Here is a 20,693-nt window from a genome sequence, read left to right as displayed (position 1 = left end):
CCAGCGGATACTGAACAGGCATCTCCCACCCAGCAAAATCAACCAGCTTGCCTCCCAACTCAACATGGAGATCGTAGAGAGGAGTGCGTTTCGGTTCGGTGCTCATAATCCGGGCCTTTCGAATGCCGTTTTGAAAGATCACCGTGCGGTCTGCAATGGCAACCCTTTTACAATCAACACCAAGGTTCCCGGGACGCTATTGCGAGTCAACAGGATTTGCCATGATAGCCGATACAAAGCGTATACAGCCGCATGCAGCGGCCTTGTATCGTATAGGAAACTATTTTCCGTTGGGCAACAATCACATCGCGAAATCGCGGGTCTGAAAACGAACACGCAAAACCTTTGACGAGGGTCGGTTTTTGCCCGCCCCCTGACAAACGCCTCTGGCCCCTATCCAAATCCTGCCCTAAGACTTCGCCCAAGAGGAATTGCAATGTCACATATTACACTGGTGCGTCACGGACAGGCCAACACCACCGCACGGGATGAAGAAAGCTACGACAGGCTCAGCGATCTGGGCCATCAGCAGGCCCGCTGGCTGGGAGCGCACCTGCAGGATACGCGCGCCCATTACCCGCGGGTCTATTGCGGCACGTTGCAGCGACATGTGGAAACTGCGGCCAGCATGGGCTTGCCTGACCCAATCCGGGACGCACGCCTGAATGAGATCGAGTATTTCACCATCGCGCAACTATATGAACAGCAGCACGGCGTGGCGATCCCCACCGACCGAGAGGGCTTTGTCGAACATCTGCCCCGCACCTTTGCCGCCTGGGCCCGGGGTGAGATCACGGATACGCCCGAAACCTTTGCCGAGTTCGAAACCCGTGTCTCGGACGCTTTGCGCGAGATTGGAACCGAGGGCGGGCCGGCCATCGTTGTGACTTCGGGCGGGTTGATTTCAATGGTGGTACGGCAAGCGATGGGTCTGGATATCCCGGCGATGGCACGGGTGGCGCTGGCCATCATGAACACGTCGCTGCATCGCCTGCACCCGATCGGCGCGCAGCTAAGCCCGGTTCTGTTCAATGCGGTGCCGCACCTGGACTCGCCCGACAGGCAATACGCGCAAACTCACCTTTGACCTCGGAGGCCATTATGATGCAGCTATACTATGCCCCCCGCACAATCTCGGTCGCTGTTGCCATTGCGTTGGAAGAGGCCGGGCTAGAGTATGAAGCGATCCAACTGGATTTCGCTGGGGGAGAACAAACGAAACCAGCTTATAAACAAATCAACCCCAAGGGCCGGGTTCCGGCACTGGTGGTTGATGGCGGTATCCTGACCGAAACCGGCGCTCTGCTGGAATATGTCGCGGCCAAGGCGCCCGAAGCCGAATTGGTGCCCACCGATCCGGTCATGGCCGCCCGGATGCGCGAGGTGATGTATTACCTGGCCTCGACCATGCATGTGAACCACGCGCACAAATTGCGCGGCGCCCGCTGGGCCGACAAGAAATCCAGCTGGAAAGACATGACGGACAAGGTTCCACAGAACATGACCGCGTCCTGCGACTATATCTCTTCCAACGGGTTGCGAGGGCCGTTTGTATTGGGCGAGGCCGTCTCGCTGGCAGATGCTTATCTCTATGTGGTTTGCAGTTGGCTGGAAGTCGACGGCGTCGACGTCTCGGCCTTTCCCAAAATTCTGACCTTCCGCGCGGCGATGGAGGCACGTTCTTCGGTTCAGGCGGTGCGCGCCGCCGGAATGCTCTGACAAAAGGATAACGCATGACACATCTTTGGGTCCGGGCAGAACAACGCCCGAATGAAGAACGGGTCGGGCTGACCTCCGAAGGCGCTGCTGATCTGATCGCAGCCGGCATCCGCGTGACGGTTGAGGAAAGTTCCGTGCGCGCAATCCCGATTGATGGCTACAGAGAGGTCGGATGCGAGATCGCGCCCGAAAACTCCTGGCCCCGGGCACCACTGGATGCGATCATCTTTGGCCTCAAGGAACTGCCCGAAGACGGTACGCCCCTGCCCCACCGCCACATCATGTTCGGCCACGCCTACAAAGGCCAGCATTCAGGTCGTGCGCTGCTTGCGCGGTTCAAGGCCGGCGGCGGAACGCTCTATGATCTGGAATATCTGGTGGACGAAGCCGGCCTCCGCGTCGCCGCCTTCGGCTATTGGGCTGGATATGCGGGCGCTGCTGTGACGCTTAAGACCTGGGCAGCGCAGCAACGAGGTCAGCAATGCCCGCCGGTCGGTGTGTATGCCAGCAAAGACGCGCTGAACGCGGAGTTGCTGACTGAATTGGATGCAACGGGCGCAACTCGCCCCCGCGCCATTGTCATTGGCGCTCTGGGCCGAGTGGGCACCGGGGCTGCAGACTTATGCGAGGCCATGGGGGTCAGCGTTGCCAAATGGGACATGGCCGAAACGTCTAGCGGCGGACCGTTCCCGGAAATCCTTGACCACAATCTGTTCCTGAACTGCATCTTTGCGCGCCCCGGCACCCCGGTCTTTGTACCGCGTGAGGCTTTGACCGCGCCGCGCAAGCTGACCGCTATTGGCGATGTGGCCTGCGACCCCGATAGCGATTACAATCCGGTGCCCGTTTATGACCGTGCAACCTCCTGGGACGCCCCTGCCCTGCGTGTGGCGACTGATCCGGTGATGGACGTGATGGCCATCGACAACCTTCCGTCAATGCTGCCGGTCGAAAGCTCGCAAGATTATGCCACGCAATTGCTGCCTTCGTTGCTGACCCTGACCAATCTGAACGCCGGTGTCTGGGGCCGGGCGGCGGCGACCTATAACACTCATATCGAAGGATTCTGAGCGATGACGATTCATTGGTGTGGCACCGGCCTGTCGGCCATCCCCGGCCTGCGCCGCCTTATTGAAGGCGGGCACAAGGTCACCGTCTGGAACCGGACCATCGAAAAAGCCAATGCCGAGGTCGGTGACCTGACCGACGACATCCACGCCTTTGACATCGATGCGCTGGGTGCGGTGCTGAAAAAAGGCGACGTGATCGTCTCGATGCTGCCGGGTGACTGGCACGTGCCGCTGGCCGAACTGGCCATCGCGAAACAGGCCAATTTCGTCTCGTCCTCTTATATCGCGCCCGAGATGCGTGCGCTGGACGACAAGGCCCGCGAAGCCGGTGTGGCACTGGTGAACGAGGTCGGGCTGGACCCAGGCATAGACCACCTGATGGCGCATGCACTGGTCGATGACTACCGCGCCTCGGATGCGTTCGATGCCCAGAACCACCTGAGCTTCATTTCGTATTGCGGTGGCATTCCGAAGAATCCCAACCCGTTCCGTTATAAATTCAGCTGGTCGCCGCTGGGGGTACTCAAGGCGCTGCGTTCGCCGTCCAAGTCGATCCGCGATTACGCCCCGCTGGACGTGGCCCGCCCCTGGGACGCAATCACCAGCTATATCGCGCCGCTGCCGACGCCCGAAAGCTTTGAGGTCTACCCCAACCGCGACTCGATCCCGTTCATGGAGCAGTACCACTTTGAAAAGCACTGGCCCGTCAAGGAATTTGTCCGCGGCACCCTGCGCCTGAACGGCTGGGCCGATGCGTGGTCTGATGTATTCCGCGAAATCGAAACCCTGTCCGGCCCCGAAGGTGACGCGCGCTTGAAAGAGATGTCAGACCAGTTCTGGGAAGAAAACGCCTATGATGAGGGCGAACCCGACCGCGTGGTCCTGTGCGTCGGGCTGAAGGCGGAAAAAGACGGCATCCCGATCTGGCACAAGACCTATGTGATGGACGCCTGGGGTGACGCGCGTGGCACCGCCATGGCGCGACTGGTGTCGATCCCGGTGTCGCTTGCGGTCGAGGCGGTCCTGAACCGCGCCATCCCAGCCGGCGTCCACGCCGCCCCCAGTGACCCGAAACTGGTACAGGACTGGATGGCCGAAGTCGACACGCTGGCTCAGCATCTTCAGATCGTAGACCAGTTGAAATGAACGGCTGACACCGCCCGTTCGAGAATGGGCCGCTTAAAGGTTAAAAAAAGCCATCCCGAAATATCGGAATGGCTTTTGGTTTGTCTTGCTAGGTGATCCGTTAGATATAGCGATCGATTACGGTTTCGATATCACTGCGGTTGATGCCCAGTTCGGCGAGTTCGGAATCGTTCAAGCGGTTCAGATCTTGTGCGGCGCGTACGATGCTGGAACTGATCGCCTGCAACCGCATCGCCCGGTCGAACAACAACACGGAACTGGCATTTATCGACTGGTCGCGATTTGGGTTAAAATCAAACATTTTCTCCTCCAAGTAATTTACGATATTCGGCGCGGCCAGTGGATCAGTGTGCGGTGCCCGAGTAAGGCTTCTTGTGATAAACGCTCTCATAGGCGCGTTGCTTGATCTCACTGCGTGGGATGCCGATGTCTGCCAATTGACGATCACTGAGGTTTTCCAGTGCCCGAACGGATTTGGCAAAGATATCGCGGCGAAAATGTTCGACCCGTGCTTCGGCGTAATTCGAGAACAGACCGAAGAAGAGCCCCTTTTGCGGGGTAACTGTTTGTGCGTATCCCATGACTTTCTCCTTTAACTCTGAATTGCGTTTGTCGTTGAAACAGAGAAAAGGGTTCGGGGTTAAAAGCGTCGGAGGGTTGGATTAAATCCGCTTAATCTTCGCAGGACCAGACGCCGACAACATGGCACGGTCAGGTGTAATCAGCTGAAATAAAATAATTTAATCAAAATCACTAATATCCAGCGCGTTTTGAACCAGAAACAAAACCGCGGCATCAAGGTCTTCACGCGCCAAAACTTGTTTGAACGACGCCGTCAATGCATCCGTTTCCCATGTCCGTACAGACAAGGCGATCCAGCCTGCCAGTTCCGCGCTGCGTTCAAGCTCAAGCTTGTAAATCTCCAGTATTTGTTCTTGCAATTCCGGCCATGTGGAACCGCCAACGGCAAGAACCTGAATTAGCTTCGGCTTATCTTCTGGCGACCAGTTCGCCTGCGCTAACGCCTGCCCAATCGCTTCTACTGCGTCTGCGCCGTCCACCTCGATCCCGGCCAGCGCCCAATCCGTTATGTTCCGGTCACCGGCACGCAACGCAGGCTTATACCGCTGTCGGACGAATGCCTGCGCGGCAGGATCGGATTGCATACCTAACAACCGAATGACAGCCGGCGCATATGCAAGGCGATTTACATCGCGCAACTCCTGCAACAAAGACGCGGTTGACACAACGTCCCGCACCTGTCGGGCAATCGGATACGGTGCGCGATGAACCTCTGCAAGCGCGGCATTGCGCAACAGCCTGTCTTCATGCGTCAGATATTGGCTAAAAAAAGTGACGCGTGAAGGGTTAGCCGTCTTTCCGACGATCCAGTGTTTACCCTGAAAACGCACCGCTTCCAGAAAAGCTGCCCGCTCTTGCGTCATCAGGAAACCTTTGGACCAGGCGCTTGCGAAGCTGCGGCCTGACTTGTCCACAGATCCGCTGCCGTAGATCATCAAAACAGCTCTTTCAGGGTCGACGCGGAAGGCTGATCGCGTCACGCTGTCAACCAGGAATGGGATATCCGGCAGGGTCTCTAGCTGCGCGGGCGCGCCTTTCAGCACGGAAACCGAGGCGTACTTAAAGGGATTGGTCGGCGACGGCGCAGCCAGAACAATCACACGCGCGGACAGAATACGGTCTGCAAGAGAGTATTCCGGCAATGTTGTACAAACCGAACAGGCGTTCGAAACGCGCGGAGCGGCCATGCTGGCCACGGCAAACACAAGTCCCACTAGAATACGCCAATCGAGTCGCATGGTTCGAGCATCCACCGGTTTACGGCCCTGCTGCAACTGTTCTTTGCGTCGCCGAATTGGCGGTCGGATTTGATGACCGCCAGGCATGGGGAAAAGGCGCTTCGTTCAAACCGGCCTACATCAGATCGTTTTCCACGTCCTCGGCTGAAATCCCCAGCGCATCCAGACCGTTTTCTAGGTGATCCGACAGGTGTGGTGTGCCGATCAGATAATCGGCGCAGGGGGTCGAGGCCTCGGATTTTGCGGTTGCGATGGCTTCGGCCAGATCCTCGGCGAAAAAGCTTTCGCGTCCGATCCACATGACAGCAACCAGCTCGGCCTGCTCGTCCTCACCCATACGGTCGATAAAGGCGCGCAGTTCGCCCTCGGCGCGGTTCAATTCACGCCCCATCATGGCGACCTGAGCGATTTTTCTTGCCGAGATTTCCAACATGACCCAACTCCTCGTGTTCGCGGTTTCATCCTAGCACAACCACCCCACGGCGCCTGAGTCTTTGATCTTACGCAAACTATGCCAGCTTAAGGCTCGCGAATGCGGGAAACCGGGTGGTCGGGAATGGGGGCTGTACGAAACGGGCGGAACCGGGCCTTTTTCGCCTTCAACTTCACCGCCTGCCACAGGATCAGGAAAAACGCGCGGCGCGCACCAAAAGGTCGGCGCAGCAAAGACCACAGGATCGTGCGATTGGTCAGCGGAGCCCGCCGTCCGGTCAGGGTTGCAATCAGCCCACCATCGTCGCGCCCGTAATCGATCCAGACACCCACTCGGTCCGGGCGATAGTCAAACCGGAAGGTATAAGACCCTTCGACCTTTTGAAACGGCGAGACATGCATCAGCTTGTCCGCCACGATCCGGTCCGAGGGTCGGATCGGGGCAAAGTTGGGGGTGTGGCACAGATAGCTGTGGCGCGTGCCATAGGTGTTTGTGACCTCGGCCACCACGGCGTAAAGCTGGCCGTCAACATCAAAGCAAAACCAGAAGCTGACCGGATTGAACACATGGCCGAACACTCGCGGCTGGGTCAGCAATGTCACGTGATCCGGTTGGGTCACGCCCATCTGGTCAAACTGCTCCCGCAGCCAGGCCGCACCGCGCCCCTGCCCTGGCTCACCCCCATGGTCGCGCTCCCGCCAGTTGGTGACATTAGTCCGGTTCAGGGAAAACAGCGCCGGAGTGGCCGGGTGGCTTTCCGGATCCAGCAAAATGTAGTCGACGGAATAACGAAAAGCGTTCTGGATCGCGCCCTTGCGCCCGTGAAAGGTATGGCCTGCAATATGGTCGACCGTGTTCACGCAGTTTTCTCCGATCTTCGTGTAAACCGTTCCGGCGGCATTCTTTTCCTCATGTGTTTCTATCAGATAGTACGATATTTGACGCGGCCCGGATCAAAAACAGCAAATAAAGTGATCCGTCTTGGGCTGGGCTGCGTAATGTGGTTATGTTTACCGAGATCGATACCGTGACCTTGGATGAACCGGCGGCCGAAAGGCCAACACTGAAACCTCGGCGCGCAAGCAAACGCATCAGGGGCAAGCCGGTGAACAAAGCGGATGGCAGTTGCGAAACCAGAACTGAGTGGGTGAGCCACGTCAGGCGCATTCGGGACGCGAAGGATCAGGCGGCCTTTGCCGAGCTTTTCCAACACTTCGCGCCACGCATCAAGGCGTTTCTGATTAAGTCAGGGTCCGACGCCGCGCTGGCCGAGGAATGCGCGCAAGAGGTGATGGCGACCTTGTGGCACAAGGCGCATCTGTTCGATCCCACTCGTGCGACCGTGGCCACTTGGGTGTTCACGATTGCAAGAAACAAGCGCATCGACGTTCTGCGCAAACAACGCCGACCCGAACCCGAGGATCTGTGGTGGGGGCCTGAGGCGGAACCAGATCAGGACGACGTGGTCGCGCTGCAACAGGAAACCGCGCAGCTGCGCGACGCCATGGCGGCGTTGCCCGAGGCGCAAAGACAACTGATCGAACAGGCCTATTTTGGTGATCTGAGCCATCGAGAAATCGCATCTCAGACCGGGTTGCCGTTGGGTACGATCAAATCACGGATACGGCTGGCGCTGGACCGCTTGCGCCATGCGATGAATTGAGATGACGAAGATGAGCAACGATATCAAACATCACCTGACAGACGATCTGTTGATGGCCTACGCCGCGGGCAACCTGCCCGAAGCGTTCGACCTGATGGTGGCAACACACCTGTCCCTGTGTGACCACTGCCGCGCCCGGGCCGAAAGCTTTGACGCTGTGGGCGGATGTGTTCTGCAAGAGCAGGACAGCCCTACCAGCATGAGCGATGGGTCTCTAGCCGCAACCATGGCGCTGATCGCTCAGGGAGCCCCGATTGCAAAACCCGCACGTCCGGGATGCACGGTTCTGCCCGCGCCCTTGCAGGATTATGTCGGTGGCGATGTGAATGACATCAAATGGCGATCCATCGGCATGGGTGTAAAACAGGCGATCCTACCCACCACGAGCGAGGCCACCGCCCGCCTGCTATTCATTCCGGCCGGTGCGGCCGTGCCCGATCACAGCCATAACGGCATGGAACTGACGATGGTTCTGCAAGGTGCGTTCTCGGATGAGGTCGACCATTTCGGTCGTGGAGATGTTGAGATTGCGGATGAAAGCCTGCACCACACGCCGACGGCCGATATCTCAGAGGATTGCATCTGTCTGGCCGTGACTGACGCGCCTTTGAAGTTTACCAAGTTGATGCCGCGCCTGTTCCAACCATTCTTGCGAATCTGAAACACTGGGGTGGCTCGTGCTACACTGACCCTTCAATAGGTTCGGGAGACGTTTCATGAGAAATCATCTGATACTGACTGCATTGATCGCAAGCCTTACCAGCACGGCCTGGGCGCAGCGTGCAGCAGAAGTAAAATTCGAGCCCGGCAATTTCGGCACGATGGTGAATGGGGCAATTACCGGCAACGAGTATTTCGATTACATGTTGGGCGCGCAGGCTGGTCAGGAAATGTTCGCCGATCTCAAGGTCAGCGACACCAATGGCAATGGCGTGATTTACTTCAACATCCTGCCACCCGGCAGTGACGGCGTTGCGATCTACAACGGCTCTTTCGATGGCAACACCGCCCGCATCGACCTGCCCGAAGACGGAGATTATACGATCCGCGTCTATCTGATGGGCAATGATCGGGATACTGATAAGACAGTCGGCTACAATCTGGATCTGTCGATCCAGTAAAGCCTAGCCTTCGGATTTGCCCAGCGGTACCACATTATTGTGGTCGTCCGGGGCAAGCTCTTCGAAATCGAAGTTGTCCAACCGCTGTGCCCGACGCCCGGCTTTTTCGGCGCTGATCTTGATTTCCGAGATATCCTTGGCTGCCTGTCCGAAATGGCGATCAAGGTTCGAAACACGGTCCCCCAGACGCTCCACATCCTTGTGCAACAGGCCCAGTTCCTTGCGGATTGCCCCCGCCTGTTCTCGCATACGCGCGTCTTTCAAGATCGCTCTCATCGTGTTCAGCGTCGCCATGCAGGTGGTGGGGGAAACGATCCAGACTCGCTTGCTGAAACTCTCCTGCACCAGTTCCGGGAATTTGGCGTGCAACTCGGCATATACCGCCTCGGACGGAAGAAACATAAGCGCGCCGTCGGCGGTTTCGCCGTCCAGAATGTACTTCTCGGCAATATCGTTGATGTGCTTGCGCACGGTGCTGCGGAACATCTGAACCGCCGCTTTCAACTCGGCATCATTGGTCGAGCCGATCAGTGCCTCATACGCCTCCAATGGAAACTTGCTGTCGATTACAATCGGTCCCGGCGGGTTCGGCAAGTGGATCAGACAATCTGCGCGGCGACCATTCGACAGGGTCGCCTGCAATTGGAAACTGTCTGACGGCAAAGCCTTGGAGACGATATCGTTCAGCTGAATCTCCCCAAACGCGCCGCGTGTCTGCTTGTTCGACAAGATATCCTGCAGCGACAGCACATCGCCCGACAGCTTGGTGATATTGTCCTGCGCTTTGTCGATGGCGGCCAGACGTTCCTGCAATTGTGTCAGAGACGTCGCGGTCTGTTTCGACGAGCCATGCAGCGATTCCTTCATTCGCTCCTGCATCTCGGCCAAAGCCCGAGCGGATTTCATCGCATTGTCTGCCAACCGGTCATTCATCTGCTGCTGCACCGAGGACAGGCGCGATTCAACCGTCTGGATCACCTGCACCTGCGCATTGGCCTGTGTATCCGACACATGCTGCAAACCACCGCGCAACTGTTCCTGGCCCTGCCCCAGTTGCTGCACGTGTTGACCCAAATGCGCCATCTGCCGCACCAGCGGTTCTGCCATTCGGGCGGAACGGTTGGCTGCCCGCAAGGAAAGGAATAGCAGCAGCAGAATCAATGCCACCACTCCACCCGCGATCAGCACCACAGGGTCGTTCAAAGCCATTTCTGTGCCAGCAATCTCGATCATGTCGCCTCGGATGTTCTTGTTTTATTCTTCATAACCCGGCGAAGCGCCGGGATCAACTGCGCCCGAACAGGCGTTCGATGTCGCTCAGCTTCAGTTCCACATAAGTGGGTCGCCCGTGATTGCACTGGCCGGAATGGGGCGTCGCCTCCATCTCCCGCAGCAGGGCATTCATTTCCTCGGCTCGCATCCGGCGGCCAGACCGGACCGAGCCATGACAGGCCACCCGGCTCAGGATCGCTTCGATCCGCGCCTGCACCGTTTGGCTTTCGCCCTGATCGGCCAGTTCATCAAGAATATCCAGGATCATCGCGCGGGCGTCGACCTCGCCCAGAATGGCAGGCGTTTCGCGCACGGCGATGGCGCCGCCGCCAAAGGGTTCCAGCGTTAACCCAAGGTGCGACAGGTCATCTGCAACTGCCATCAGACGCGCGCAGTCGCCTTCGGACAGCTCGACAATTTCTGGGATCAGCAGTGCCTGCGCCGCGACGCCGTTCTCGGCCATCTGGGTTTTTAGTTTTTCATAAACCAGACGCTCATGCGCGGCGTGCTGATCGACGATCACCATACCATCAGCGGTCTGGGCAATGATGTAGTTCTCATGTACTTGCCCGCGCGCCGCACCCAAGGGCAGGTCCTGCATCGGGGGCTCTTCTGCTGTGGTCGAAACTGGCGGAGCCGCCTCCACGATGCTACCGCTATAATCGCGGGACAGTTCGGCAAAACCCGGCGCCTGCGCGTGAAACGCGGCCTGCCGGGCTGCGGGCGAAGGACGATCCATCTGATACACCCGGGCGGGAGTGGGCTGTGCCGGTTCGGGCCGCATCGCGCCCAGCGTTGCATTTGCCACGGTCGAGGACGCTCGGTGCCCCGCCTCGGCCAACGCATGCCGCAAGGCCGAGACGATTAGCCCCCGCGCCACGCCGGGATCGCGGAACCGAACCTCAGACTTTGCCGGGTGAACATTTACATCCACCAGCATCGGGTCGCAATCGATGAACAGCGCCGCCGCCGGATGCCGGTCGCGGCTGAGAAAGTCGAAATAGGCCGCCCGCAACGCACCGGTCAACATCTTGTCGCGCACGGGACGGCCGTTGACGAAGAGATACTGCGCCACTGCTGCGCCACGCGAATAGGTCGGCAAGGCAGCATAGCCATACAGGCGAATGCCTTCGCGCGTGGCATCGATCTGCAATGCGTTCTCGGCAAACTCGCGCCCGATCACGCGGGCCAGACGGGCGTGCAACGCATCGAACAGATCGCCATTTTCGCGATCGGCGCGAAAGGTCACGCGACCTTCACCCCCGCCCGAGACATCGCGCAGCGTAAAAGTGATGGCGGGCTCGGCCATGGCCAGACGTTTGACCGTATCAGTGATCGCCTGCGCCTCGGCCCGGTCGGTGCGCATGAATTTCAGCCGAGCGGGCGTGGCAAAGAACAGATCCCTCAGCTCGACCACCGTGCCTGTACGCAAGGCGGCGGGTTTCACCGCCTCCATCTTGCCACCAGATACATATATCTGGGCCGCATCTGACCCCGGCACCCGACTGGTGATGTTCAGCCGCCCAACCGCACCCAGCGATGGCAGCGCCTCGCCCCGGAAGCCGAACGTGTGAATGTTCAGCAGGTCCGACCCGTCGATCTTGGATGTCGCGTGGCGCGAAAGGGCCAGTGGCAGATCGTCCGCCGAAATCCCGCACCCATCATCCGTGACGCGAATCAACGTCTTGCCACCATCAGCGATATCGATGGCGATCCGGGTTGATCCGGCGTCGATGGCGTTTTCCACCAGTTCTTTGACAGCCGAGGCGGGACGTTCCACCACCTCACCCGCAGCGATGCGGTTGATTGCGGCATCGTCAAGTTGACGGATTACGGGGCGGATTTCGCTGATATTGGGGTTTGCCTGCACCATACCACCAGACCTAGCATATGCGCACACGATTCTGCCACTGATTTGGCAATCCTATTTTTAGGAGGGAGGGGGCGTTCGAACAATCGCGCTGTGCCGATGTCAACAGACGGCAAACCTTGCCACGATTGTCCGAACGATCCAAGTGAGTGGTGGTCATTCAGAAATTTATTGCGGCGGGCCTAACACGAAACGTGGCGCGACAATCATTAACTCTGTCCTCGCTGGGCGTCTGGGCGAATTTCAGCCGACCCCTCGCATTGACCAACAGCGGGAAAGCGCCGTGTCAAGTGGCTTGGGGCGCTCCGGCGCGGGAGCGGCACGGGCCCCACAATGCGGCGCAGGCCAGGATCAGGCCGGACATGGTTGCGATCATCCCCGCCGCGCTGACCGCATCCGTACTGCCCAACCAAAGCGGCCCGTAGCCCGCCAGCACATAGCCCGATATTGCCGACACGCTGGCGAAAATGACGCTCCAGGCGATTTGGGTTTCCAGCCGATTTGTCATCATCCGCGCCGCCGCCGGGGGGCAAATGAACATGGCGATCACGATAATTGACCCCACTGCATCAAACGCGGCCACGGCCGATATTGCAGCCACGATCACCAACGCCATACCCAGCGCGCCGGTGCGAATGCCGATGGTGCGTGCGAAGCCTTCGTCGAAGGTCGAAATCTTCAGCGGGCGCCAGAACAGCCAGATGAACAGGACCACCCCGACCAGCGTCAGCGCAATCCGCGGCAGCTCCGGCGGCAGCCCGGCCAAAGCCGTCAGGTCCAACAGCGATGACCAACCCACGGCATCCAGCCAGATCAGACTTTCCAGATTGCCATATAGCGCATGTTCCACGTCCAGATGCACGGTCGAGGTATCGGTCTGCTCCAGCAGCAGCACACCGCCTGCGAACATGGTGGTGAACACCACGCCCATCGCAGCACCGGGTTCAATCTGGCCCAGCCGCCGGATCGCCTCGATCATCACAACGGCAACAATGGCCGCACCCGCCGCGCCCAGCATCATGGGCCAGGTCGAGATCGCTCCGGTCAGCAGAAAGGCCACAACGATGCCGGGCAGCACCACGTGGCTGATTGCGTCCCCAATTAGGGCTTGTTTGCGAAGTACAAGAAAATTCCCCGGCAGGGCGCAGGCGATGGCGGCGAAGATCCCGATCAACAGAGGCGTCAGGGACAGGGGGACAAATTCTTCACCGCTCATGGCCGGACCTCCTGCGGGCCACCGATCAGGCGGTCGATATCCGCGATCTGATCGCGGGTCAGCACCGTTTCGATATCGCGCAGCCCGTCATAAAGCGCCGCCGTCGCCTCATGCGCCTGATCCGCGCGTACGATTTCCCACCGTTTTTCGTCGCGCAGCGCCTTGGCGGCACGGGCCTTGCCAGCCTCCGTGGCAACACCATCGGCGCGGGCCAAGCCAGCGCGTTTCAGCAGGCGCAGGGTCAGCGGTTCATAGATTTTCTGACCTTGCGCCAGCGCCAGCAATCCTTGGCGGATATGCACCCGACGCTGGAATCTCAGATGTTGCAACACCGCCGCCAGAACACCGCGAACAGGTGCAAACAGTAGGGACAGCGCGAAAAAGCCAAAACTGACCAGCACAATGATCGGACCGGTTGGCAAGTTCGGCGCCGAGGCTGACAGGGCCGCGCCCAGATACCCGGCCAACCCACCCGCCAAACCAGCGAGCAAAACAACTCGGTCCGAGCGGTCGGTCCAGAACCGCGCGGTCACGGGCGGTATGATCAGCAATGCCACAATCAGGATCAGCCCGACGATCTTCAACCCGACAACGGTGACGGCCATCACCAATCCCATCATCGCCAGATCAATCCGATGCACCGGCAGACCCCGTGCGGCGGCATATTCCGGGTCAAACGCCACCATGGTCATCGGACGGCGGATGATCATCACCAGAACAAGCGTCGCTGCCCCGCCAATCGCAATGATCAGCGCATCCGCCCACAACATCCCGGCAGTGGAGCCCAGTAAGAACCCTTCGAGCCCCGCCTGACGACCAACGCCCATGGTTTGAATCACGGTCAGCAGTACGATGCCAAATCCGAAGAAAACTGACAGCACCGCGCCGATGGCAGCATCTTCGGCCAGCCGCGTGCACCGGGTCAGCCAGTTCATACACAGCAGACCAATCCAGGCCGAGATCGCCGATCCGGCAAGCAGACCGATCAGATTGCGTCCATCGCCGCCAAAAGCGACCAGCACCATGAAGGCCAGGCACACGCCGGGCAGGGTCGCATGGCTGATCGCATCGCTGACCAGCGCGCGTTTGCGCAGAAACAGGAAAGTGCCGGTCACCCCGGCGGATACGCCCAGCAAGGTCGCACCAATAGCAACCAGCGTGGCGTTATAGCCAAGCTGCAGGCTCAGAGCATCCCAAAGCATGATTTACCCCAGCGCGCGTGAGATCTGGTCGATCTGCGCGGTGGCCAGACGGCCCCCATAGGCCGATTGCAGGGTTTCGGCGGTAAAGGCCTCGGCCACTGTTCCCTCGGCCACCTTACGGGTGTTGATCAGGAAGACGTGGTCGAAATAATCGGTAACGGTGGCCAGATCGTGATGCACGACAACGACGGTCTTGCCCGCCTCTTTCAGCGATTTCAAAACCGCGATGATGGCCTTTTCTGTGGCCGCATCGACCCCGGCAAAAGGTTCGTCCAACAGGTAAAGATCAGCCTCTTGCGCCAATGCGCGGGCTAGAAAAACCCGTTGCTGCTGACCGCCGGAAAGCTGGCCAATCTGACGATCCGCGAAGTCGCGCATGCCAACCCGGTTCAGGCAATCCATGGCCTGCGACATATGTCGGGCTCGAATGCGGCCCAACAGGCCCAACTGCCGCGACAGGCCCATCAGAACCACGTCGATCACGCGAGTCGGGAAATCCCAGTCCACACTGGCGCGCTGCGGGACATAGGCGATGCGGGCACGCTGCTGCTCCAGCGGTTTGCCAAAGACAGTGACCTGCCCGGAGAGCGGCGATACGATCCCCAATGCGGCTTTGAGAAGGGTCGATTTCCCCGCGCCATTAGGTCCGATGATCGCCGTCATCGCACCGGTCTGCACGGTCATATCCACCGAGAACACCGCAGGTTTCTGGCCATAGGAAACGGTCAATCCGCGAATGGCCAGAGGGCTCTCGTCCAAACTGTGCCCGGTAATTGAAACACCCTGATCAGCGGCCAGTTCCAGCATCATTCAAAACCCCGCCGATAGTTTGCCGTTCATACCCCGATCAGGCACATCCGCGCCCAGCGCCCCGGCGATGACAGTGATGTTGTGATCCAACATGCCAACATAAGTGCCTTCATACGTGCCAGGCTCTCCCATGGCGTCGGAATACAGCTCGCCGCCCACACCCACGTCGTGACCTTTGGCAGCAGCTCCTTCGATCAGCGCCCGCATCGACCGGTCAGAGACCGAGCTTTCAACGAACACCGCTGTCAGCTGCTGATCGACCAACGTATCCACCAGCTCTCCGATCCGGTTCAGCCCGGCCTCAGATTGGGTCGAGATGCCCTGAATGCCCATCACCTCATAGCCGTAAGCCGCGCCGAAATAGCCAAAGGCGTCATGCGCGGTGACCAGCACGCGGTTGTTTTCGGGAACAGCTGCAAGCGCCTGATTGGCATAGGTGGTCAGCGTATCAAGCTCGGCCAAATGCGCTTCCGCATTAGCGGCAAAAATATCCGCCGCTTCGGGGCGCGCTGCGGTCAGGGCCTCTTGCACCTCAATCACCACATCACGCCACAGGGTCGGGCTCATCCACACATGCGGGTCGTATTTGTCGGCATAATCGTCATGCCCACGCAGTTTGGACTTGTCGATCCCTTCAGCCACGGCCACCACAGTGCGTTTGCGGCCGAGGTCATGGAAGAAATCTTCCATCTGCGCTTCCAGATACAGACCGTGCCACAGGATCAGGTCCGCACGGGTCATCGCAACGATATCGCTGCGGGTCTGGCGATAGGCATGCGGATCGACTCCTGGACCCATCAGGCCCTTCACCTCGACCTGGTCCCCGCCCACCTGACGCGCGGCGTCAGCAATCATACCGGTGGTTGCGACCACTTTCAGTGGTGTCTCGGCCCAAGCCGTCAGAGGCAAAGCAGCCGCAAATGCCAGCGCTGCAAGAAAGCTGCGACGAATCATAGTCAGATCCCGATTTGGTGTCCTGTTGAGAATGAATATGCGAACCATTCGCAACTAAGTCAACGCTATTGCGAATTATTCGCAAGAAAATGCCTATTTTTGTCCATTTGGTCAAAAAATTTGCAGATCGAACCTTGCTGCACCTTCCCTTTACGTGCGGCTCGTGCGATTTTGGCGCAAACCTCCCAAAGGACGTGACTATGGATACGCAGAGCTCAGAAAGCCCCGTGCGCACCGCGCATCTGCCGCAAGTGACCGAACCCAGAAACCCCGGCATGGATCTTGATCTGGATTGGGTACGCGCCGTGCAGGCCAATACCTCGGCCATCGAACGCCGGGCCGCGACGCTGCCCGGTCGCCGCTCGGTTAAAAAAGAGTATCAGGCCGCGTGGCTGTTGAAGGCGATCACCATGATCGACCTGACCACCTTGTCCGGCGATGACACCGTGGGCCGGGTGCGGCGCCTGTGCGCCAAGGCGCGTCAACCGGTGGCACCTTCGGTATTGCAGGCGCTGGACATGCCGCCGATCACCACCGGGGCTGTCTGCGTCTACCACGACATGATCGGCACGGCGGTTGAGGCGCTGAAAGGCACCGGCATTCCGGTTGCGGCTGTGTCAACCGGTTTCCCGGCGGGCCTTTCGCCGTTCCACCTGCGTGTAGCCGAAATCGAAGAAAGCGTAAAAGCTGGCGCCGAAGAGATCGACATCGTCATCTCGCGCCGCCACGTGCTGTCCGGAGATTGGCAGGCGCTGTATGATGAGATGAAAGCCTTTCGCGTGGCTTGCGGTGATGCGCATGTAAAGGCCATCCTTGCCACCGGAGAGCTGGGCAGCCTGCGCAACGTCGCGCGCGCCTCGCTGGTCTGCATGATGGCCGGGGCGGACTTCATCAAGACCTCGACCGGCAAGGAAAGCGTCAACGCCACCCTGCCCGTGTCGCTGGTGATGATCCGCGCGATCCGCGACTATTATGACCGCACCGGGTATCGCGTTGGCTATAAGCCTGCGGGTGGCATCTCGAAAGCAAAGGACGCGCTGGTTTACCTGTCGCTGATCAAGGATGAGCTGGGTGACCGCTGGCTGGAGCCGGACCTGTTCCGCTTTGGTGCGTCGTCGCTGCTGGGCGATATTGAACGGCAGTTGGAACACTATGTGACGGGCGCGTATTCCGCCGGTTACCGTCACTCCATGGGCTGAGGGCAGAACAATGACAGTCAAAGAAATCTTCGAAACCATGGATTACGGCCCCGCACCGGAAAGCGCAGCCGAGGCGCTGGCCTGGCTGGTCGATCAGGGCGACAAGTTCGGTCACTATATCGACGGCGCCTTTACCAAGCCCGGCAAAGGGTTTGACAGCCGTAACCCCGCGACCGGAGAGGTGCTGGCCAAGCTGACCCAAGCCAAACAGGCCGATGTGGACGCAGCCGTTGCCGCCGCCCGCAAGGCGCAACCGAAATGGGAAAAGCTGGGCGGTGCGGGCCGTGCGCGATACCTCTATGCCATTGCGCGGCTGTTGCAGAAACACGCGCGCCTGTTTGCCGTGCTGGAAAGCCTCGACAACGGCAAGCCGATCCGGGAATCGCGCGACATCGACATCCCGTTGGCGCAGCGGCATTTCTACTACCACGCGGGCATGGCGCAGCTGATGGAAAGCGAGCTGCCCGATGTGCAGGCGTTGGGTGTGTGCGGGCAGATCATTCCGTGGAACTTCCCGCTTCTGATGTTGGCATGGAAAATCGCCCCTGCGATCGCGATGGGCAACACCGTGGTTCTGAAACCGGCTGAATACACCTCACTGACCGCGCTGCTGTTCGCTGATATCTGCTCCCAGGCCGGTTTGCCGAAAGGCGTGGTCAACATCGTCACCGGCGACGGTGCCGTGGGCGAAATGATCGTTTCCGCAGACGTGGACAAGATCGCCTTTACCGGCTCGACCGTTGTGGGCCGTCGCATCCGCGAAGCCACTGCGGGCTCAGGCAAAGAACTGACTCTGGAGCTGGGTGGCAAGTCTGCTTACATCGTCTTTGACGACGCCGATATCGATTCAGCCATTGAAGGTCTGGTCGACGCGATCTGGTTCAACCAAGGCCAAGTCTGCTGCGCAGGCTCGCGCCTGTTGGTGCAGGAAGGCATCGCCGACCGCTTCCACGAGAAACTGCGCGCGCGGATGGACAAGCTGCGCATTGGCGACCCTCTAGACAAATGTATCGACGTGGGCGCGGTGGTGGACCCGGTTCAGTTGCAGACCATCAAGAGCATGGTCGAAAGCAACACCGCCGGTCACGTTCATCAGGCGGCCTGCGACCTGCCCGCCAATGGGTGCTATTACCCACCGACGCTGATCTCGGGGCTCGAAACCTCAGACCCGCTGATGCAGGAAGAAATCTTTGGCCCGGTACTGGTATCGTCCACTTTCCGCACTCCGGATGAGGCGGTCGAGCTGGCCAACAACACCCGCTACGGGCTGGCCGCGACGGTCTGGACCGAGAATGTGAACCTTGCACTGGATATTGCGCCCAAACTGGTCGCGGGCGTGGTCTGGGTCAATGCCACCAACCTGTTCGATGCTGCCGCCGGATTCGGCGGTGTACGCGAAAGCGGCTTTGGCCGTGAAGGCGGTTGGGAAGGTCTGGCGGCCTATACCAAGCCCAAGGGCAAGGTCAAACCGCTGGCCAAGGTTGAGGCGACCCTGGGCGAAGGTGCTCCGGTTGATCCCATCGACCGCACCGCCAAGATGTATGTCGGCGGCAAGCAGGCAAGACCCGATAGTGGCTATTCCAAGCCTGTCTGGGGTAAATCCGGCCTGTTGGGCCATGTGGGCCTGGCCAACCGCAAAGACGTCCGCAACGCGGTTGAGGCTGCGGCGGGCGCCAAGGGCTGGTCTAAAACCACCGGCCATCTGCGGGCGCAGATCTTGTATTACATTGGTGAAAACCTGTCGGCCCGTGCTGATGAATTCGCGGCTCGTCTCGATGCCATGACCGGTAAGAAGGACGGTGCAAAAGAGGTCGAGGCCTCGATCCAGCGCCTGTTCACCGCTGCCGCCTGGGCGGACAAATATGACGGTCAAGTGCATGGCGTTCCGATCCGGGGCGTTGCCATTGCCATGAAAGAGTCCGTTGGCGTCATCGGCGCGCTGTGCGCGGATGAGGCACCTTTGCTGGGTCTGGTCTCGGCCATGGCCCCGGCGATCGCTATGGGTAACCGGACAGTTCTGGTCGCGTCCGAGCCCTATCCGCTGACAGCAACCGACTTCTACCAGATTCTTGAGACGTCCGACGTGCCCGCAGGTGTGGTCAACATCCTGACCGGCAGCCACGTGGAACTGGCGAAACCGCTGGCCTCACACCTGAACGTCGATGCGGTCTGGTCGTTCTCGTCCACTGATCTTTCACAAGAGATCGAGGTCGTTTCGGCCGGAAATTTGAAACGGACCTGGGTCAATAACGCGACGGCATTTGATTGGGGCGTGGACCATTCGCGCCGCTTCCTGCAGGCTGCAACCGAAGTGAAAAACATCTGGGTGCCCTACGGCGAGTAGGGCTCCCGTTTTAGGGAGGCCCACATGGATTTTTCAGGACAGACCGTCATCGTCATTGGCGGCACCAGCGGCATCAACCGCGGCATTGCCGAGGCGTTTGCGGCCTCGGGGGCCAAACTGGCCGTTGCCAGCCGGTCGCAGGACAAGGTCGATGACACGCTTGCCGCGCTAAAAGAGGCCGGCGCAGCCGAAGTAGTTGGCGCAGCCTTTGATGTGCGCGATGCGCAGGCAGTGGCGGACGGGCTGAAACAATTCCATGACGCCTTGGGTGATTTCGACGTTCTGGTCTCTGGCGCAGCGGGGAATTTCCCGGCGCTGACCTCCGAAATGTCGGTCAATGCGTTCAAGACCGTGGTGGATATCGACCTGATGGGCACCGTTCATGTGATGAAGGGGGCCTATCCTTACCTCAAACGCCCCGGCGCCAGCATAATCAATATCTCGGCCCCACAGGCGTTTCTGCCCTACGAAGGGCAAGCCCATGTTTGCGCGGCCAAAGCCGGGGTCGATCAGATCACCCGCACCCTGTCGATGGAATGGGGGGTCGAAGGCATCCGCGTGAACTCGGTGGTGCCAGGATTTATTGAAGGAACTGAAGGCGCGCGGCGTCTGGCACCAACGGAAAACGCCCACGAGGAACTGCGCCGCGATGTGCCGCTGGGGCGTTGGGGAAATACACAGGATGTAGCCAATGCCTGCCTGTTCCTCAGCTCGGACATGGCCAGCTATATCAGTGGCACAGTTCTGTCCGTTGATGGCGCGCTGTATCAGCGCGGGTCCGGCAAGTTCGGGCAGATGATGGGGCAGATGCTGCGCAGCGCAGCGGGGAAAAAGGGCTGAGCGTTGCTCAGCCC

21 protein-coding genes are annotated in these 20,693 nt (G+C 59.5%); 10 read left to right on the top strand and 11 right to left on the bottom strand.

Going from position 1 to position 20,693, the window contains the following annotated elements:
* The first annotated feature begins 436 nt into the window (after positions 1–436).
* Genes ACR0B0_RS11150 through ACR0B0_RS11135 form a run of 4 tightly spaced genes read left to right on the top strand, consistent with a single transcriptional unit; the run spans position 437 to position 3,935 of the window.
* Positions 437–1,087: a histidine phosphatase family protein gene (locus ACR0B0_RS11150; RefSeq protein WP_170360664.1), complete on the top strand. Its 651-nt coding sequence runs from the start codon at positions 437–439 to the stop codon at positions 1,085–1,087.
* A 17-nt stretch (positions 1,088–1,104) separates the two neighbouring features.
* Positions 1,105–1,719 carry a glutathione S-transferase family protein gene (locus tag ACR0B0_RS11145; protein ID WP_170349853.1) on the top strand — a complete coding sequence of 205 codons (615 nt, stop codon included), beginning with the start codon at positions 1,105–1,107 and terminating at the stop codon, positions 1,717–1,719.
* Positions 1,720–1,733: 14 nt separating this feature from the next.
* A complete protein-coding gene (locus ACR0B0_RS11140; protein ID WP_480647791.1) occupies positions 1,734–2,789 on the top strand; it encodes a saccharopine dehydrogenase in 1,056 nt (351 codons plus the stop codon).
* 3 nt (positions 2,790–2,792) lie between these two features.
* Positions 2,793–3,935: a saccharopine dehydrogenase family protein gene (locus ACR0B0_RS11135; RefSeq protein ID WP_480647789.1), complete on the top strand. Its 1,143-nt coding sequence runs from the start codon at positions 2,793–2,795 to the stop codon at positions 3,933–3,935.
* A 100-nt stretch (positions 3,936–4,035) separates the two neighbouring features.
* On the opposite strand, the gene ACR0B0_RS11130 is transcribed toward ACR0B0_RS11135, so the two are convergent.
* From ACR0B0_RS11130 to ACR0B0_RS11110, 5 genes are all read right to left on the bottom strand, one after another.
* Positions 4,036–4,236 carry a DUF1127 domain-containing protein gene (locus ACR0B0_RS11130; RefSeq protein ID WP_170360670.1) on the bottom strand — a complete coding sequence of 67 codons (201 nt, stop codon included), beginning with the start codon at positions 4,234–4,236 and terminating at the stop codon, positions 4,036–4,038.
* Between the two features lie 43 nt (positions 4,237–4,279).
* Positions 4,280–4,516: a DUF1127 domain-containing protein gene (locus ACR0B0_RS11125; RefSeq protein WP_170349833.1), complete on the bottom strand. Its 237-nt coding sequence runs from the start codon at positions 4,514–4,516 to the stop codon at positions 4,280–4,282.
* Between the two features lie 159 nt (positions 4,517–4,675).
* Entirely contained in the window at positions 4,676–5,755 is a 1,080-nt protein-coding gene (locus tag ACR0B0_RS11120; RefSeq protein WP_480647787.1) for a hypothetical protein, read from the bottom strand.
* 115 nt (positions 5,756–5,870) lie between these two features.
* Positions 5,871–6,188: a DUF3775 domain-containing protein gene (locus ACR0B0_RS11115; protein ID WP_170326413.1), complete on the bottom strand. Its 318-nt coding sequence runs from the start codon at positions 6,186–6,188 to the stop codon at positions 5,871–5,873.
* An 86-nt stretch (positions 6,189–6,274) separates the two neighbouring features.
* Positions 6,275–7,048, bottom strand: a complete 774-nt coding sequence (locus ACR0B0_RS11110) for a DUF1365 domain-containing protein (protein WP_170360677.1) — start codon at positions 7,046–7,048, stop codon at positions 6,275–6,277.
* A 146-nt stretch (positions 7,049–7,194) separates the two neighbouring features.
* Here ACR0B0_RS11110 and ACR0B0_RS11105 point away from each other — a divergent pair, with 146 nt between their 5' ends.
* Genes ACR0B0_RS11105 through ACR0B0_RS11095 form a run of 3 tightly spaced genes read left to right on the top strand, consistent with a single transcriptional unit; the run spans position 7,195 to position 8,972 of the window.
* The gene (locus tag ACR0B0_RS11105) at positions 7,195–7,851 is read left to right on the top strand and encodes a sigma-70 family RNA polymerase sigma factor (protein ID WP_480647785.1); all 657 of its coding nucleotides are present in this window, start codon (positions 7,195–7,197) and stop codon (positions 7,849–7,851) included.
* 10 nt (positions 7,852–7,861) lie between these two features.
* Positions 7,862–8,512: a ChrR family anti-sigma-E factor gene (locus ACR0B0_RS11100; protein ID WP_170376149.1), complete on the top strand. Its 651-nt coding sequence runs from the start codon at positions 7,862–7,864 to the stop codon at positions 8,510–8,512.
* A gap of 55 nt (positions 8,513–8,567) precedes the next feature.
* The gene (locus ACR0B0_RS11095; RefSeq protein ID WP_480647783.1) at positions 8,568–8,972 is read left to right on the top strand and encodes a hypothetical protein; all 405 of its coding nucleotides are present in this window, start codon (positions 8,568–8,570) and stop codon (positions 8,970–8,972) included.
* 3 nt (positions 8,973–8,975) lie between these two features.
* Here ACR0B0_RS11095 and ACR0B0_RS11090 read toward each other — a convergent pair whose 3' ends face one another.
* The 6 genes from ACR0B0_RS11090 to ACR0B0_RS11065 all read right to left on the bottom strand — a co-directional run bounded on the left by ACR0B0_RS11090 (position 8,976) and on the right by ACR0B0_RS11065 (position 16,296).
* Positions 8,976–10,205 (bottom strand): DNA recombination protein RmuC, encoded by a 1,230-nt coding sequence (locus ACR0B0_RS11090; RefSeq protein WP_170396503.1) that lies wholly within the window; start codon positions 10,203–10,205, stop codon positions 8,976–8,978.
* A 52-nt stretch (positions 10,206–10,257) separates the two neighbouring features.
* Positions 10,258–12,117: a DNA mismatch repair endonuclease MutL gene (gene mutL, locus ACR0B0_RS11085; RefSeq protein ID WP_480647781.1), complete on the bottom strand. Its 1,860-nt coding sequence runs from the start codon at positions 12,115–12,117 to the stop codon at positions 10,258–10,260.
* Between the two features lie 283 nt (positions 12,118–12,400).
* Positions 12,401–13,330 (bottom strand): metal ABC transporter permease, encoded by a 930-nt coding sequence (locus ACR0B0_RS11080; protein ID WP_170349825.1) that lies wholly within the window; start codon positions 13,328–13,330, stop codon positions 12,401–12,403.
* Positions 13,327–14,532: a metal ABC transporter permease gene (locus tag ACR0B0_RS11075; protein ID WP_480647779.1), complete on the bottom strand. Its 1,206-nt coding sequence runs from the start codon at positions 14,530–14,532 to the stop codon at positions 13,327–13,329. Before ACR0B0_RS11075 ends, ACR0B0_RS11080 begins: the two co-directional genes overlap by 4 nt.
* Positions 14,533–14,535: 3 nt before the next feature.
* Complete coding sequence (locus ACR0B0_RS11070) at positions 14,536–15,339, bottom strand: metal ABC transporter ATP-binding protein (RefSeq protein WP_170349852.1); 804 nt, start codon at positions 15,337–15,339, stop codon at positions 14,536–14,538.
* A gap of 3 nt (positions 15,340–15,342) precedes the next feature.
* Positions 15,343–16,296 carry a metal ABC transporter solute-binding protein, Zn/Mn family gene (locus ACR0B0_RS11065; RefSeq protein WP_170349823.1) on the bottom strand — a complete coding sequence of 318 codons (954 nt, stop codon included), beginning with the start codon at positions 16,294–16,296 and terminating at the stop codon, positions 15,343–15,345.
* Positions 16,297–16,496: 200 nt separating this feature from the next.
* Here ACR0B0_RS11065 and deoC point away from each other — a divergent pair, with 200 nt between their 5' ends.
* From deoC to ACR0B0_RS11050, 3 genes are read left to right on the top strand one after another with little or no spacing between them, the layout of a single operon-like run.
* Positions 16,497–17,495, top strand: coding sequence for a deoxyribose-phosphate aldolase (deoC, locus tag ACR0B0_RS11060; protein WP_480647777.1), 999 nt, complete (start codon positions 16,497–16,499; stop codon positions 17,493–17,495).
* A 10-nt stretch (positions 17,496–17,505) separates the two neighbouring features.
* Positions 17,506–19,839 (top strand): aldehyde dehydrogenase family protein, encoded by a 2,334-nt coding sequence (locus ACR0B0_RS11055; protein ID WP_480647775.1) that lies wholly within the window; start codon positions 17,506–17,508, stop codon positions 19,837–19,839.
* A 24-nt stretch (positions 19,840–19,863) separates the two neighbouring features.
* Entirely contained in the window at positions 19,864–20,679 is an 816-nt protein-coding gene (locus tag ACR0B0_RS11050; protein ID WP_170515957.1) for an SDR family oxidoreductase, read from the top strand.
* Positions 20,680–20,693: the final 14 nt, after the last annotated feature.

The sequence above is a fragment of the Ruegeria sp. BA12 genome (assembly GCF_056539625.1).
This window is presented reverse-complemented; position numbering and strand designations above follow the sequence as displayed.

Excerpts from the sequence above, each read along its gene's own strand:
- ACR0B0_RS11150 (WP_170360664.1), top strand. The coding sequence starts at position 437 with ATGTCACATATTACACTGGTGCGTCACGGACAGGCCAACACCACCGCA.
- ACR0B0_RS11145 (WP_170349853.1), top strand. The coding sequence starts at position 1,105 with ATGCAGCTATACTATGCCCCCCGCACAATCTCGGTCGCTGTTGCCATT.
- ACR0B0_RS11140 (WP_480647791.1), top strand. The coding sequence starts at position 1,734 with ATGACACATCTTTGGGTCCGGGCAGAACAACGCCCGAATGAAGAACGG.
- ACR0B0_RS11135 (WP_480647789.1), top strand. The coding sequence starts at position 2,793 with ATGACGATTCATTGGTGTGGCACCGGCCTGTCGGCCATCCCCGGCCTG.
- ACR0B0_RS11130 (WP_170360670.1), bottom strand. The coding sequence starts at position 4,236 with ATGTTTGATTTTAACCCAAATCGCGACCAGTCGATAAATGCCAGTTCC.
- ACR0B0_RS11125 (WP_170349833.1), bottom strand. The coding sequence starts at position 4,516 with ATGGGATACGCACAAACAGTTACCCCGCAAAAGGGGCTCTTCTTCGGT.
- ACR0B0_RS11120 (WP_480647787.1), bottom strand. The coding sequence starts at position 5,755 with ATGCGACTCGATTGGCGTATTCTAGTGGGACTTGTGTTTGCCGTGGCC.
- ACR0B0_RS11115 (WP_170326413.1), bottom strand. The coding sequence starts at position 6,188 with ATGTTGGAAATCTCGGCAAGAAAAATCGCTCAGGTCGCCATGATGGGG.
- ACR0B0_RS11105 (WP_480647785.1), top strand. The coding sequence starts at position 7,195 with ATGTTTACCGAGATCGATACCGTGACCTTGGATGAACCGGCGGCCGAA.
- ACR0B0_RS11100 (WP_170376149.1), top strand. The coding sequence starts at position 7,862 with ATGAGCAACGATATCAAACATCACCTGACAGACGATCTGTTGATGGCC.
- ACR0B0_RS11095 (WP_480647783.1), top strand. The coding sequence starts at position 8,568 with ATGAGAAATCATCTGATACTGACTGCATTGATCGCAAGCCTTACCAGC.
- ACR0B0_RS11090 (WP_170396503.1), bottom strand. The coding sequence starts at position 10,205 with ATGATCGAGATTGCTGGCACAGAAATGGCTTTGAACGACCCTGTGGTG.
- mutL (WP_480647781.1), bottom strand. The coding sequence starts at position 12,117 with ATGGTGCAGGCAAACCCCAATATCAGCGAAATCCGCCCCGTAATCCGT.
- ACR0B0_RS11080 (WP_170349825.1), bottom strand. The coding sequence starts at position 13,330 with ATGAGCGGTGAAGAATTTGTCCCCCTGTCCCTGACGCCTCTGTTGATC.
- ACR0B0_RS11075 (WP_480647779.1), bottom strand. The coding sequence starts at position 14,532 with ATGCTTTGGGATGCTCTGAGCCTGCAGCTTGGCTATAACGCCACGCTG.
- ACR0B0_RS11070 (WP_170349852.1), bottom strand. The coding sequence starts at position 15,339 with ATGCTGGAACTGGCCGCTGATCAGGGTGTTTCAATTACCGGGCACAGT.
- ACR0B0_RS11065 (WP_170349823.1), bottom strand. The coding sequence starts at position 16,296 with ATGATTCGTCGCAGCTTTCTTGCAGCGCTGGCATTTGCGGCTGCTTTG.
- deoC (WP_480647777.1), top strand. The coding sequence starts at position 16,497 with ATGGATACGCAGAGCTCAGAAAGCCCCGTGCGCACCGCGCATCTGCCG.
- ACR0B0_RS11055 (WP_480647775.1), top strand. The coding sequence starts at position 17,506 with ATGACAGTCAAAGAAATCTTCGAAACCATGGATTACGGCCCCGCACCG.
- ACR0B0_RS11050 (WP_170515957.1), top strand. The coding sequence starts at position 19,864 with ATGGATTTTTCAGGACAGACCGTCATCGTCATTGGCGGCACCAGCGGC.